This is a genomic window from Shewanella sp. N2AIL (genome assembly GCF_022690845.1).
GTDB lineage: Bacteria > Pseudomonadota > Gammaproteobacteria > Enterobacterales > Shewanellaceae > Shewanella > Shewanella baltica.
This window is the reverse complement of record NZ_JALBYT010000014.1, coordinates 1-13,831: the sequence shown is the minus strand read 5'-3', so window position 1 is coordinate 13,831 and position 13,831 is coordinate 1. Positions and strand designations below refer to the sequence as shown.

Sequence of the window (13,831 nt, the reverse complement as noted above, 5' to 3'; positions counted from 1 at the left end):
GCAAATTTAAGTGACTCAAACCTTCGCTAATAGTTCACAAATTTCTGTTTATCGGCATTGGTCGCGCCTTCTTGGCATTCACCACGAATTTCGCCTCGCCCGGGTTCGATAATCCGACTCAATTCGATATAACCTTCGCGGCAATAACCTGTCATTTCAAGGGTTTTCGTTAAACCTAATTCGACTTGTCGTCCCCAAACTTCTAATGAGTCCTGTAGATCTTGCATCGCGCGACGTTGTTCACGAGGATCTTGCATGCTACGTACGCGGGCATCGTGCGGGAAAGGGCGGTCTGCATCACCCATGTTAGATTTATCATCGACCAGCCGCGCTGTGTAGCTGAAGAGTTTAAGGCCATCGGCTTTAATGTCTGTGGTTAACTTATCCCGCAATTTCCCAGCAAGTTCACTAGGATCTATGGGGGCACTGCTACAGGCGATGAGCGAGAAACAACTTAAGATGGCAAGGCTGAGGTATCGAAGCGGCATAATCAAATTTAACTCTTAGGTTATTAACTGACAGCAGAATACCTTAATATGGCCCTAAAGTTCATGGATTTATGGCATCTTCATGGACTGAGTATGACTCTATTGGCGCAATGGATTAAGGATGGGCGATTAATGTTGGCGTTTTGGTCGAATAAATGGGCGCAAATCGAGTGGGATATGAGCCTGACTCAAGGCATATGCCTTATGCTCTTGGCGTTATGGCTTTATGCAATATGGCCTAAAGACGAGTTAGCGCAGATCCGACGGGATAAAAACCTGCAGTTACGCTTGTTACTGACGCTGGTGGGCGTCAATTCGCTGTGGTCGTTAAATGCCAGTATTCAAACTGGGTTGCATCTGCATTTTCTAGGGATAGTGACCTGTATGCTGATGTTCGGTTGGCGTCTTGCGACTGTGGCATTACTGTTGCCCAGCGCTTTTTTTAGTCTTTTTGTACTAAAACAGCCCGCTGATTTTGGGGCTTTTAGTCTGTTCGCTATGGCTGTGCCGCTGTTCCTGTGTTTTGTTTTATACAGTCGGAGTTACCATTTATTTCCTAAACACATTTTCGTGTTTATCTTCGTCGGCGGTTTTATCAATGCGGGTCTTTCAACTGTGTTTCATCAATTGAGTTGGGCGATGTGGTTGTGGTCTGCAGCGGATTACGATTGGAATGTGTTAGTGGATGACTACTTGATGCTAATCCCTTTGCTGGCGTTCCCCGAGGCATTGCTTAATGGCATGGCGGTAACGCTATTGGTGGTGTATCAACCCCAGTGGTTATTTGATTATTCCGACCGAGAATATTTGTGGCGTAAGTAGATGTGATAAAAGAATGCGATAAAACAACCTAATAAAAGAACTGCGCCCGAAACCTCGATATTTCAACGGAAAACCCATTGTAAAGTTCATTGGGAAGTCCATTGAAAAGTCGATTGAACAGTTCATTAAAAAGGTACTGGGCGCACTTATTTGGAGATTTACACAGACTGTTGCACCGCGATTTAGGCGAAGCGTTGGTCTAAGTAGTTAATGATTTCTTTAGATTCATACAACCACTGTACTTGGCCGTTTTCTTCAATGCGCAGACAAGGCACTTGCTGTTTGCCACCTTGGGCGACGAGCTCATCTTTGTGTGGCGCTTTTTTAGCGTCGAGGGTCACTATATTGAGTCCCTGACGGCGCATTGCACGGCGGACTTTTACGCAAAATGGGCAAGCTGGATACTGATACAGGGCCAATGCTTGAGTTTGAGTATCAATCTGTTGTTGCTCTGCCAGTGGACGTTGGCGCTTTTTAGGGCTAAATACGAAGTTTAAAAACAGAATGATCCTGCCTAAAATCCAGCGAATGATAAACATGTCAGTGACCTCAATGATAATGTGTGTTGAAAAGTGATTCGTGTGTCAATGGCGCCGTCGCAAATGTGCGACGAAACTGAGATTTAGCGATTCGAGCTTGCGATCCCAGTTACATAAAGGCCGCAGAGTGTAACCTATGGTACAAAGCGCGGCCAACATTTTAGTGTGGATTAACAGGTAGAAGATTCTTTGGCGACAAGGACAGCGTTTTCGCTTAGCGGTAACAATTAGATATGCGCTTAGCTATACATTTAGGCATGCTCTTTAGCATAAGAAAGAAGCCCGTTAAAGCTGAGCTTTAGCGGGCTTCTTTTATCGTAAACACAGCAACATTAACCCATTGCTTGAGTTATTGCGCATCTATGGTAAGGCTCACTTGGGCCACATTCTGGGTCAAACTCACTCGGCTTTCGAGCAAGAAGATCCGCTCTGGGGCAATCTCTTTCACGTCTACAAGGTAAGCTTTGACGGCTTTTGCTCTTTCTTGGGCCAAATTACCCAACATGCCATCGTTAACATTCTGCGCTTTTACCGACAGATTATATAAAGCGATATGCCAGCGGGTGGTGATTTCGTCATCGGAAAGCTGCGCGTCTTTGGCCTCTGCGATCACTGTGTCTTTTATTAGTGCCGGATCGGCTTTAACTTCCTGCTCATAGAGCTTCACTAACGCATCGGCGAGCGGCCCTTGGGTCGGAAATTGGCTTGGACTTAAATCATCAGGTAACGCACTGAACTCGATATTGGCTAACTTAGCCAATTTACGCTTCATGATGCGCTCAGCAATGGCTTGGCTGTCATTGATGGCATCGACTTCCCCTTCAACGCTGAGCTTGAGCATAGGTCTGTCGAGTAAGGCGCTGGCGAGTTTGTCTAAACTTTTCTGCTCATCTTCACTTAGGCTGAATTGACCAGCGGCAAAGCTGATTTTGTCTAAACTTTCGTCTGAACCTATCAGCCCCGCTAAGAAAGTGAAGGGCGCAGTGACGGCTTTAGTGATCACATTGGTAATCGCCGTCATTATGATGCTGCCGACACTAAAGCTGGGTGAGTCTAAATCGCCTGAGACTTCCATGCCTAAATCAATCACGCCGTTACGGTCCTGTAGCAGCGCAATGGCGAGCGTGATAGGTAAGCTAGTGGCAAGGTCACTATTGCTGGGTTTACCGAGTTTCAGTTGATCTATGACTAGATGGTTATTGCCCTTGAGCTTGTTCTGATCGAGTTTGTAGTTCAGCGACAGTGATAACTGTCCCTTATCTATGTAGTAACCCGCATAGGTGCCTGAGTAAGGATTGACTGACGTTAGCTCAACACTCTTGAAGACTAAATCGAGATCTAAATATGGCATATCTAACAAAGGGTTAATATCGCCTTTTAGGGTCACAGGCGCGTACTTGTCAATCTTACCTTTGATATCGACCGAGGCTTTAGTGCCTGGTGTGGATGACAGGTGAGTGATATTGCCTTCAAGCAGCTCAATTCCCGAAGCAAAATTCGGGGTCAGTGAGTTATCGGCAAAGTAAGCCGAGCCTTGGCTAAAGCTAATTTTTTGAATATCGAGGCTCAGCTCAGGCGTTGCTGACTTGCTCGCCATTTGCGGCTCGGTTGCGGTTTGCTTAGCAGGGGGCGCGCTGTTCGTTGTCGCACTATTCGTTACTGAAGCTGCAATAGGCGCTTCGACGATAAGGTCGCTGATATTAGTGCTTCTATCTTTAGCGATCACCACTTTGGCGTAGGGTTGATTAAAGGCTAAGTGATCGATTTTTATTTGATTTTTTTGTTGGTCAAAATCCAGCTGATTGATATTCATCTTTTGCCATTTGACCAGCGGGGCATTACGCAATTTGTCATGAATGGCTAAATCATCGAGCTCAACACTGCCGCCGTAAATGGCTTTGCCCTTGGCATCAGCCGTGAGCTTGCCTGCAGAGCTTAATAAACCACTCTTGAGCTGGATATTCACGTAGGGCGCGAGATACGGTTGGAACTGGATTAACGCGAGCTTATCGAGTTGAATATCGGCATCTATCGCTTCGCCTGTCACATCGACCTGGCCTTGAGAGCTTAAAGTACCTTTGTCATTAATGCTGAGTTGCAGCGCATAATCAATCGGCTCGGCCAAGGTGCTGGTGATAGTTTTTGTTGAAAAGTTAAGCGGATACACACGCCATTGCTGCGGTGTCTCAGTTAACTTTTGCTCCGACAGATTAAGATCGTAGTTTTCAATATTGAGCGCATCGAGTTGCACGAACCAAGTGTCTGTTGACGCCGTTACTGGCGCTTGCTTGATTGGCTGTAGAGGCTTTTCTTCCTCTTGCGCGACTTGTACGCTCTCAACATTTTTGGCCTCTAGTGGCTTAGCATCTGCCGTTTTAGTTTCTATCGACTTAGCATCTATCGGCTTAGCATCTATGGAATTAGCAACTGGCGACGCTGCACTTGTAGACGCACTGGCGGATTTAGGCATGAACAAGCTCGCGAGATCGAGTCCATCTTGATTCAAAATGGCGTTTACAGTGAGGCCATCACTGTGAAGCTTATTGATATGCACTTGCTGTTGCTTTAGATCCATCGAAATACCGTCGAGGGCAAAGATTGGCAGCTTGACCACTGAGCGCTCTTGGTCGTTAAAGTTCAGTTTTTCAACAATAAACTGGCCATTGTTACTGGTGATTTGTAGCTCGCCATTCTCGGCAAGATCCACTTGATACTGAGTCTTGGCACTGATCTCGCCATCGGTAAGTGCAGGCTTAAATTGATCGTCGATAAATCGCCACAGGGGTGTCAGTTTCAGTTTGGCGATGTGGACGTCACCCGCAACTTTTATTGGGAACAGTTGGAATTGCCCCTGCAAACTGATTTCACCAGCATGATCATCACTGAGTTGTATCGCATAGTGATTGTGCTTAATTGGCATAACTTGGGAGCCAGAGCCAGAGCCAGTGTCAGAGGCTGATTGGGCGTTTGGTGTCGGGTTGGCTTCAGCTTTATTTGCTTTTGTGGCTGGTGCTACTGAGGCCGACAATGCCGACATCAAATATTCAGTATCGAGCTGACTGAGTTTTAAATTGATATTGGGATAATTAACTTGAGCATGGGTAATTTTGTCATCGAAGTTAAATTGCCCTGCATCTAATACAAATTGGCTGAGCAGGACACGAACAGGGGCGCTGGCTTCTGCGGGTGTTGTTTCTGTGCTCGCGGATGAATGCTCGTTCAAGGTCTGCAGAATATCGTCGAAGTTGAATCCAGCTTTGCCTTTTCTCTCCACGCGGATGATGTGTGCGTAGGGCGCTTGTATGTGTATGTTTTCGATAACGGCGGCGCGATTAAAAACAGATTGCCAAAAGTTCACTTCAAATTTGACTTGCGCCAAGCCTGCAAACGGTTTTTCGTCTTTTTCTTTAATGGCTAGTTGGTCGATTTCGACTTTGAAATTAAAGGGATTGATGCGGATATCCCCGAGGGTGACGGGACGGCCGAGTAAAGCAGAGAGTTTTTCGGGTGCCAGAGTGGTTATCGCATAGGGCAGGATTAAGCCTAATGTGCAGACATAGCTAAGGTAGACGGCGGTGAGGTAAGCAAGCACACGCAGGTACCTTGGGAGAGCAAAAAAAGTGTGTTTGAATTGCGATAGCTGGGTCAGCATTAATATTAAGGCTCCAATGCATAAGACAGGGAAAAACTGCCATAAGTGCGAACATTCTAGCGATTAACGCTAATGTTTCCAGACATTATTTATATTTTATCAATGAAATCTTGGCATTACCCGACGACAACCTATTCCGAACCCAGTCGTTGCTGAATGACAACCAATCTCCTACATTGATAGCTACATCTGTATCAACCTGTGGCGTATCCTTGAGTAGTCACTCATCATGTTTAGGTCAGTTTTTACATCAGCGTTTTAAATAGCTAATGGCCGCAATAATGGCGCCCTGTGGGTCTTTTATCCAACAAAAACGGCCCACCTCTGGAATGTCTTCAGGGCCAAACAGAATGTCACCGCCGAGTTTTTTGGCACTGATAGCCACTTGATCCACATCGTTAACGGTAATATAGCCAGTCCAATGTGAGGGAAGGGTGGGGATTAAACTGTCGGTAATTCCGCCAATGCTGATCCCCTCGTTTTCAATAATGTGATAGTGACCGTGGGGCATTTTGACGGTTTTAAAATGCCAGCCAAAAATTTCAGCATAGAAGCGCATGGCCTCTTCGGTATTATTGGTTGTGAGTTCATGCCAACTTAACGCCCCTGCAGTATTAAAAGCCGATTCCATAAGCGCATCCCTAATTTATTGTGGTTAATTTGTATTTGAGCCGATGTTCAGTGGTTGTGTTTAAGGCCCGTATTTAAGGCTTGTGTTTAAGCCCTGAATTCTGAGTTTGTATGTTAGAAACCCTATTTCGGGTTTCTAACCCAAATTGAGTGTAGTTGAGGCCAGTTGATAATTCACAGGCAGTAAATTAAAATTTCTGCATTTTTGAGCTTGGTGAGCATTAAATTAACTTAATGTTCTACAATGGGATTCACTTATTTTGCATAGAACTATCGGCCGTTAGCGGCTCTGTGACGTTGCGGCTTTAGCTATGAGCTGGATGCAGCTTGTCGCGCCAAGACTTAGCACTGAAAACAGATTTTAAAACGGGTTTGTTTACTGTGGTTTGAGTGTTAGACCTGACTCCCGTTAACTTGTTAATATAGGCGAGTTTTGCATCTTATCGATGCCACCTTAGGGGATACGAGATTGAATAAGAGTTTAGTGACGAATTTATTGGCGGCTGCTTTGGTCGTTGTGGGTTACCTGATGAATTCGGCAATTGTCCTGAATGTCGGATTATTTGCTTTATCGGGTGCGATTACCAACTGGGTTGCAGTTTATATGTTGTTTGAGAAAGTCCCCGGACTCTATGGTTCGGGAGTTGTGCCTTCTCGTTTTGAAGAGTTTAAGGCAGGTATTGCTCATTTGATGATGAAACAGTTTTTTACCACTGAAAATATCGACCGATTCCTGTCTGAAAAAGAAGGGCTGAGTAAAATAGACTTGGCGCCAGTGATTGAAAAGGTTGATTTAGCGCCTTCTTTTGATGCGTTAATTAGCACAGTCGCCCAATCTTCCTTTGGCGGCATGTTGTCTATGTTTGGTGGCACAGATGCCTTATTGCCGTTAAAAGAGCCGTTTATTGTAAAGATGAAAGCTTCTTTAGTTGAAATGGCACAAAGCGATGCATTTCACGAGTTGCTGAAACAAGAAATTGAACAGCCAAATGTGATGGCCGATCTGCAAACTAAAATTGCTAACATAGTGGAACAAAGATTAAACGAGTTAACACCACAAATGGTGAAACAAATCGTTCAGGACATGATCCAAACGCACTTAGGTTGGTTAGTGATTTGGGGCGGCGTGTTTGGCGGTCTGATTGGACTTGCCGCAGCTTTAATCCAAGGTTAACCTGAGTTAAAGCCGCGAATAGAATGGGAGCTTTGGCTCCCATTTTTACTTACGCATTTTATGTTCATCATTTTGTGCCCTGATTAAATAGCAAGGAAGTCTATGAACCGTCACCACAGTATCAATTATTTGGAAATCCCAAGTCGCGACATTGCGAGTTCTAAGGCCTTTTTTAGCCAGGTTTTTGGATGGACCTATGTCGATTATGGCCCTGAATACAGTTGCTTTATGGATGTCGGCATTACTGGGGGATTCTATCAAGCCGACGTGAATTTCACCCTCGCAAAAGGTTGCCCGCTGATTGTGATCTACAGCCAGAACTTAGAATTGACTCTGACGGCTGTCGTAACTGCTGGTGGCATTATCACAGCTGATATCTTTAGTTTTCCCGGTGGCCGTCGATTCCATTTTGTTGAACCTTGTGGCAATGAATATGCCGTCTGGTCAGAATGATCCTAATGTCACTCCTTGTATTCGAAATTGTTGTTTAGATCAGCAAGATATTTGTTTAGGTTGTTTCAGGCATCTTGATGAAATTTTAGCATGGCGCGTTATGTCGGAAGTGGAGCGGCAAGCTTGTTTTATCAGGATGGAGGAGCGTAAGGGGGAGTATCTGGCTAAGTTCAATGACGTGATTAGTAGAAGACAGGATGGAGTATGACTAGCCGTCAGAATTACCTACGATAATTAATTTTTAAGCTTTAAGTGGATAATCGAACGGCGAAATACGCATTAACGTATTTCGCCGTTGGCATTTTGAAGCACCTTGGCATCTTGAAGCAGACGTTACACTGGATCTACCACTATGTGCTCAAGTTCGATGGCGGCAACGGTATGGAGCGCATCCATAGTCGCGCCCACTAAGCTGATTTTTCCTTGAGATGACTCAATTAAAACCGCACGGCTGATATCGCTAAACTCACGATTGTGGCGCGCCAGATTTGATAAGGCCATCTGCATCGGTAGCATAGAGGGATTGAATGCCGCATTTTCTGCGTAGCGACCGCAATAGGTTGCGCCATCGCGTGTTTCTAAAACTACGGCAGCAAAACTCTGAGTGTAAGGCGCGTAACTTAAACCTGCATGATCTAAACCTTCGATGATCATAGGATCGGCACTGTCTAGTGCAAATTCAGTTTGTTGCTTGGCCATTAAGGGCGAAGTGACATTTAAGTCTTTTGGCCCAAAAGCATAGGGTAAATAATAGGCCAGAGGATGGCTTTCCTGTGCGGGTAGATGAATGCTGATCTTGCTCCCTTCAACCAGTTCATTCATAAACTGACGACAATGACCGCAAGGACTGGCATTAACTATGATATCAACAATTTGGCTTTCACCCCTGAGCCATGCGTGGCTGATAGCGCTTTGTTCTGCATGAACAGAATGAAATAGCGCTTCACCGGGTAATTCTAAGTTGGCACCCATGTAGATATCGCCACTTTTACCTTTGGCTATCGCGCCGACATAAAACTCACTGATAGGCGGTTTGGCCAATGCCGCTGCTATCGGCAGTAATGCTAATAACACTTCTGCTTCGGTCATTTTGCTTGCACTTGTTAGCGTAGCAAGTTGCTGCGCATCAATGTGTCCAGCAAAATTCTGGTGCAACATTGGGATAAGTGCATCGGCTAACGGCGTTGGCAGTTGGGTTATGCTACGAATGAATCTATCTTGCATTTCCCTATTCCTTATTTGTTAAGTTCATGGAAGAACATTCTAGTAATTTTGTTACAGCATAAATGCGAGTTAGCTCGCGTTTATACGCTGTCAATGTCAGTGCTATCGAGAGTGATAAACTTATGTTACTCACGTATAGAGTGAGTCTATTGGTGCACACAAATAAGCTTAAGACTATAAAACAAAAGACTTAAGCTTGAATTTACACAACTTAAAGTTCACGCAAATAATGACAAAGGGCAGCAAGTAGCTTTTGCTTAGTCTCATCCGCTTGTGTTTCTTGTAGCAAATTTTCTAATTTAAGTACGTAGTCTTGATCGGCTAAGCGACTTTGACAGAATTCACGCCAGCGCTGCGACTCTGTATCATCGAGTAGTTCAGGGTAATTACGGGCGCGGTAACGAAACAGCATCTCAGGAATACGTGGATCATCAAACTGCAAATCTAACGCCGCTAGATTTTGCGGTAGGGTATGACGGATGATTTCCATTTTTGCTTTATCAGCTTGGCTAAAGAACCCACCAGAATACAGCATCAAATCGGGATCTGTGGTTACTCTGCTGTCATCGTGCTCAAATAATAGCGCCAGTTTTTCGCGTAATTCTGGGTGACGTTTTAGGCGTTTATACTGCTCTCTGGCAAATTCTTTATCTATGCCTAAACGAGCGGCATGCTCATCACTGAGGATTTTTGCCGAGGTGATAAAAGGGCACTTATTAAGATGAATTTGTTTTACTGCGATAGGTAATTCATCTTCGGCAAGATCAGCCCTTGACGTATACATGCGCGTTTTAATTTGCTCGACATCTAGCTCGAATAGCGGCGTTAAATCCATGGCTAAATTAACGCAAATAACGGCATTTTTGTTAGTAGGATGGTGCGCTACGGGTGAGATCAACGTTGCACAACCATTGCGCGCACTAATTTTAGAGCTCACATGGACCAAAGGCTGCATATTGAGCACATCGATTTGATCGCTAACCGCTTGCTTACGGCGCAGGTCAAAATAGTACTGATATAACTTAGGCTGTTTCTCGCGAATGAGTTTTGCCATAGCGATGGTCGCATACACATCAGACATAGCATCATGGGCTTTCTCATGGCTTAAACCATTCGCTTGGGTAAGATGTTCTAGCTTAAAACTCGGAGAGCCATCTTCCTTTGTCGGCCAGTTAATGCCTTCGGGCCTAAATGCGTAACAAGCGCGCACTAAATCAATGATATCCCAACGAGAGTTGCCATTTTGCCATTCACGGGCATAAGGATCGATAAAGTTCCGATAAAAGCCATAACGGGTCACTTCATCGTCAAAACGCAGTGAGTTATAACCTGCAACACAAGTGTTTGGTTGGCAAAATAGCGCTTGAATTCGTCCCATAAACTCAGTTTCAGGGATGCCTTTTAAATTAGCTAACTGTGGAGTGATCCCTGTGATTAATATTGCTTCCGGAGACGGCAAATAATCAGTGGCTAGCTTACAATAGAATGTCTCAGGCTCGCCGATGATATTGAGATCTAAATCCGTGCGAATACCAGCAAATTGCGAGGGTCTGTCTTTCGCTGGGTTCGCTCCAAATGTTTCGTAGTCGTGCCAAAATATGCTTGGCTGAGAATGATTAGACATAAATTAAATTCAATGACAGTTTGTCGAATAATAACATCTTAACACCGAAATTCCCCGAATGAACATTTACACCACTAAGGTGATTAAGCCATTATCTTGAAAAGATAACGGCTTAATAGGTGACCTTCATTAAGATTCGACGGTACAATCGCGGCTGAATAGGGGAATAATGTCTTATGTATCATCAATTTCTAAATGAACCTATGGTGCTTGATATTGAAAAGGCATCAATACTCACATTACGGCTACCCGACGATGTGAGTGATTTTATTGTGTCACAGGCGATCAATGCCCCTTTACTAGAGATTATCGTCATAGCTGAAGCCGGAATTCAGCAAAATATAGTCATCCGCTTCCAGCCGTTTATGGGTCTTAAGGTCGAATCGTTACCGCAAAGCCCTCAGGCTTTCAATACACCAATAACCCGCAGCATTGGGCAAGGTTTTAGGCTTTATACACGGATGGGAACAGCTGCGAAATTTTGTGCGGCTGAATTGAGGCGAGGTGTATCTTTTACCTTAGACACGACTCGTCATTTAGGTGCAGATAATGACTTAATAGGTGCAGATAGTTACTTAACTTTTGCCTTACAAGCCAATTCAAAGTTTGAGTTAGTACCCTTAGAAGCGGATTTGCGGGTTTTGCACGAGCCCAAAGCGTTAATGGTTGCTAAAGCTCTGTTAGCAAGGCACTACGACTATGCCGCATCATCTGAATCTCTTGCAATTTACATGACCGAAATCGAGCAGGTTAGATTAGAATTGCAGGCGTTTATGCGCGGGGAGCTTGGTCAATGTCACGCCAGCCTTACTGATGAAGTATTAAGGATCGATCCCTTGCTACTGCAGAAACAACAATGGTTATTTAGAACCTATACCCATATGTTTGAGCGACCAAACTACAGTCGCGCTGCTAATGATGTCGATAACACTGATAAGCTATTAAGAAAATTAGAGTGTTATGAATTACTTGCTTCACCGGAATTGATCCTGATGGTAGACCGATTAATGGAAGACGAAACGTAAACTTTTTTACCCAAATTTAGCTAAATGATAAGAGTCCATTATGCATTATTTATGTCCCCTGTGTGCCGCCCCACTGACGTTAACGGAGCGAACTTGGGGTTGTTCACAGCAACATAAGTTTGATATGGCCAAAGAAGGCTATGTCAACTTATTGCCTGTACAGAAGAAAAACTCAAAAGATCCTGGTGATAATAAACAGATGATGTTTGCTCGGCGTGAATTTTTAAACGCGGGTTACTATCAAGGTTTGAGTGATAGAGTGAATGAGCTCGCACTTGAGTTTGATGCCGAAGCAAAACAAATCCTCGATATAGGCTGTGGGGAAGGGTACTACAGTCAACGTTTATTCCATGTGTTGAGCCAGCACCATGATTGCAATTTACAAGGTATAGATATTTCTAAGTCTGCAATTAAATATGCAGCTAAACGTTACCCTAAGTTGCAATTTTGTGTCGCAAGTGCCTATGAAATGCCAATCGCATCCCAAAGTGTCGATCTTGCCATTCGTATTTATGCCCCTTCAAAAGTAGAAGAGTTACAACGGATTATGGCTGATGGAGGCTTACTGATAACGGTTTCTCCGGGACCTTTACACCACTTTGCGTTGAAACAACAAATTTATGCTGAGCCAAGATTACACCCCGTTTCCACAGCGCATATTGCTGGATTTGAGTGTCTGCATCAGGAGCGCTTAATCTCCCAGTTAGAGCTGGCAAACAGTGAACATATCGCTCATTTTTTAGAAATGACGCCCTATGCTTGGAAGTTTACTCATGCCCAAAAGCAAGCATTTGCGTTGCAAGGACTGAACTGTGAATTGGATTTCCAAATTGAGGTGCATCGGATTTCAAAGTAAGCGATAAGATTAAGCTATTGAAATAAATTATTTAAAATGCTTAACTGTACTTGCTAAACAGCATGAACCTAGTGTTCTGCTAGCCGGTTGCAAAACCGTAAAGTAGATTTAGGCAAAATAAATAATCCAAAGTGTCGCAGTGTGTTGACTTATCTTTAGAATGGTTTATAGTCTTATCAGCTTGAAGGTTGGGCTTATATTTATGTGTTCAATACGACCAGTTCGTCCTGTAAACATAAGTAATACCGGCATTTTCCAGCTCCACCCGCCGTTAAGGCTTTAATTTTTTATTTACAGGATTTATATTATGTCTCAAGTTACTGGTGTTGTTAAGTGGTTCAACTCTGACAAAGGTTTCGGATTCATTGAGCAAGAATCTGGTCCAGATGTATTCGTACACTTCCGTGCGATCAACTCTGACGGTTTCAAAACTCTTGATGAAGGCCAAAAAGTGTCTTTCACTGTGACTCAAGGTCAAAAAGGTCCACAAGCTGAAAACGTAACTATCGTTGGTTAATTTTCGGTGCTGTTAGCCTAGAGCTGATAGCAATGGATTAAAGGGCTATGGTTTATTCCATGGCTCTTTTTATTTGTGTGAAATTTAAAATATCCTTTTAAGTTAGATGCTCTTCTAGAGTGGGTAGTCTTCTAAGAAAGTAAGAAAGTAAGAAAGTAAGAAAGTAAGAAAGTAAGAAAGTAAAATATATAGTCGCTAGATGCATGAGCTTAAGTTGCTCAACCGTTTTCTTAGCCTACCGTATTAATTTAACTGCTAGTTCCCGCTTCCAGATTTCCTCTTCATCTCCAAAACACCTCATTTTCGAGAGTTAATCTTCAATAAAGCTTCCTCGATTCATCCACCATGTTTTTGCTTCAGTGATATTAAAGGTTTTTACCTCTCAACACAGTATTTAGCCATAGCGTAACTTAACTCTCTAGGCCGACAGCGTGTGCATCCCATCACTTTTTTGTTGTATGAATCTGGAGGATCAGAAGCAGCAGGGCACTATTAACGCTTTGAAGTCTGCTTATGCAGCACTGTGTTCATTGGTAACATGCCTAACTACAACTCTCGCCATGGCTAAACCAGAATTCAGATAATTACTGCTAAAATCGTGTGGGATGGATTATAGATTGATATGACTCAACGCCATTCATTGATTGGCGTTGAGTCGATAAAAAAGCCTGAATATTGCTATTCAGGCTTTTTGTATTTCTTTGTCCCGTCCTGAAATACGTTGACATAAAGAGGACTTCTTTATGACAACATCAATTAACTCAAGCCGTAAGCGCACACAACGAGATTACACCTTAGCCTTTAAATTACGCGTTGTAGAGCGTGTT

14 protein-coding genes are annotated in these 13,831 nt (G+C 43.8%); 8 read left to right on the top strand and 6 right to left on the bottom strand.

Annotated features, from left to right (window positions below; translation table 11 throughout):
• Positions 1–26 precede the first annotated feature (26 nt).
• Positions 27–488: a hypothetical protein gene (locus MO387_RS10125; protein ID WP_011846514.1), complete on the bottom strand. Its 462-nt coding sequence runs from the start codon at positions 486–488 to the stop codon at positions 27–29.
• Positions 489–620: 132 nt separating this feature from the next.
• Between MO387_RS10125 and MO387_RS10120 the strand changes: the two genes are divergently transcribed.
• On the top strand, positions 621–1,310 hold the full coding sequence (locus MO387_RS10120; RefSeq protein ID WP_107947089.1) for an energy-coupling factor ABC transporter permease: 690 nt from the start codon (positions 621–623) through the stop codon (positions 1,308–1,310).
• Positions 1,311–1,492: 182 nt separating this feature from the next.
• On the opposite strand, the gene MO387_RS10115 is transcribed toward MO387_RS10120, so the two are convergent.
• The 3 genes from MO387_RS10115 to MO387_RS10105 form a co-directional block, all read right to left on the bottom strand.
• Positions 1,493–1,849 (bottom strand): glutathione S-transferase N-terminal domain-containing protein, encoded by a 357-nt coding sequence (locus MO387_RS10115; RefSeq protein WP_107947090.1) that lies wholly within the window; start codon positions 1,847–1,849, stop codon positions 1,493–1,495.
• A gap of 349 nt (positions 1,850–2,198) precedes the next feature.
• Positions 2,199–5,501, bottom strand: a complete 3,303-nt coding sequence (locus MO387_RS10110) for a DUF748 domain-containing protein (RefSeq protein WP_107947091.1) — start codon at positions 5,499–5,501, stop codon at positions 2,199–2,201.
• A 250-nt stretch (positions 5,502–5,751) separates the two neighbouring features.
• Positions 5,752–6,132, bottom strand: a complete 381-nt coding sequence (locus MO387_RS10105) for a VOC family protein (RefSeq protein WP_006087440.1) — start codon at positions 6,130–6,132, stop codon at positions 5,752–5,754.
• A 468-nt stretch (positions 6,133–6,600) separates the two neighbouring features.
• Here MO387_RS10105 and MO387_RS10100 point away from each other — a divergent pair, with 468 nt between their 5' ends.
• The 3 genes from MO387_RS10100 to MO387_RS10090 all read left to right on the top strand — a co-directional run bounded on the left by MO387_RS10100 (position 6,601) and on the right by MO387_RS10090 (position 7,966).
• A complete protein-coding gene (locus tag MO387_RS10100; RefSeq protein ID WP_105253144.1) occupies positions 6,601–7,305 on the top strand; it encodes a DUF445 domain-containing protein in 705 nt (234 codons plus the stop codon).
• Positions 7,306–7,407: 102 nt separating this feature from the next.
• Positions 7,408–7,758 (top strand): VOC family protein, encoded by a 351-nt coding sequence (locus MO387_RS10095; protein ID WP_105252887.1) that lies wholly within the window; start codon positions 7,408–7,410, stop codon positions 7,756–7,758.
• Positions 7,733–7,966: a DUF1289 domain-containing protein gene (locus tag MO387_RS10090; protein ID WP_107947092.1), complete on the top strand. Its 234-nt coding sequence runs from the start codon at positions 7,733–7,735 to the stop codon at positions 7,964–7,966. The genes MO387_RS10095 and MO387_RS10090 overlap by 26 nt, the downstream gene beginning before the upstream one ends.
• A 125-nt stretch (positions 7,967–8,091) precedes the next feature.
• Here the strand turns inward: MO387_RS10090 and cdd are convergent, their stop codons facing one another.
• Both cdd and sbcB read right to left on the bottom strand, forming a co-directional pair.
• The gene (cdd, locus tag MO387_RS10085) at positions 8,092–8,982 is read right to left on the bottom strand and encodes a cytidine deaminase (RefSeq protein WP_107947093.1); all 891 of its coding nucleotides are present in this window, start codon (positions 8,980–8,982) and stop codon (positions 8,092–8,094) included.
• Positions 8,983–9,193: 211 nt separating this feature from the next.
• Positions 9,194–10,606 (bottom strand): exodeoxyribonuclease I, encoded by a 1,413-nt coding sequence (gene sbcB / locus MO387_RS10080; protein ID WP_107947094.1) that lies wholly within the window; start codon positions 10,604–10,606, stop codon positions 9,194–9,196.
• 176 nt (positions 10,607–10,782) lie between these two features.
• On the opposite strand from sbcB, the gene MO387_RS10075 reads away from it, so the two are divergent.
• The 4 genes from MO387_RS10075 to MO387_RS10060 form a co-directional block, all read left to right on the top strand.
• A complete protein-coding gene (locus MO387_RS10075) occupies positions 10,783–11,631 on the top strand; it encodes a hypothetical protein (RefSeq protein ID WP_107947095.1) in 849 nt (282 codons plus the stop codon).
• Positions 11,632–11,671: 40 nt separating this feature from the next.
• The gene (gene rlmA / locus MO387_RS10070) at positions 11,672–12,487 is read left to right on the top strand and encodes a 23S rRNA (guanine(745)-N(1))-methyltransferase (RefSeq protein WP_107947096.1); all 816 of its coding nucleotides are present in this window, start codon (positions 11,672–11,674) and stop codon (positions 12,485–12,487) included.
• A 307-nt stretch (positions 12,488–12,794) separates the two neighbouring features.
• Positions 12,795–13,004 carry a cold-shock protein gene (locus MO387_RS10065; protein ID WP_006081219.1) on the top strand — a complete coding sequence of 70 codons (210 nt, stop codon included), beginning with the start codon at positions 12,795–12,797 and terminating at the stop codon, positions 13,002–13,004.
• Positions 13,005–13,747: 743 nt separating this feature from the next.
• Positions 13,748–13,831 (top strand): valyl-tRNA synthetase (locus MO387_RS10060; RefSeq protein ID WP_242326061.1); only part of this gene is annotated, 84 nt, incomplete at its 3' end.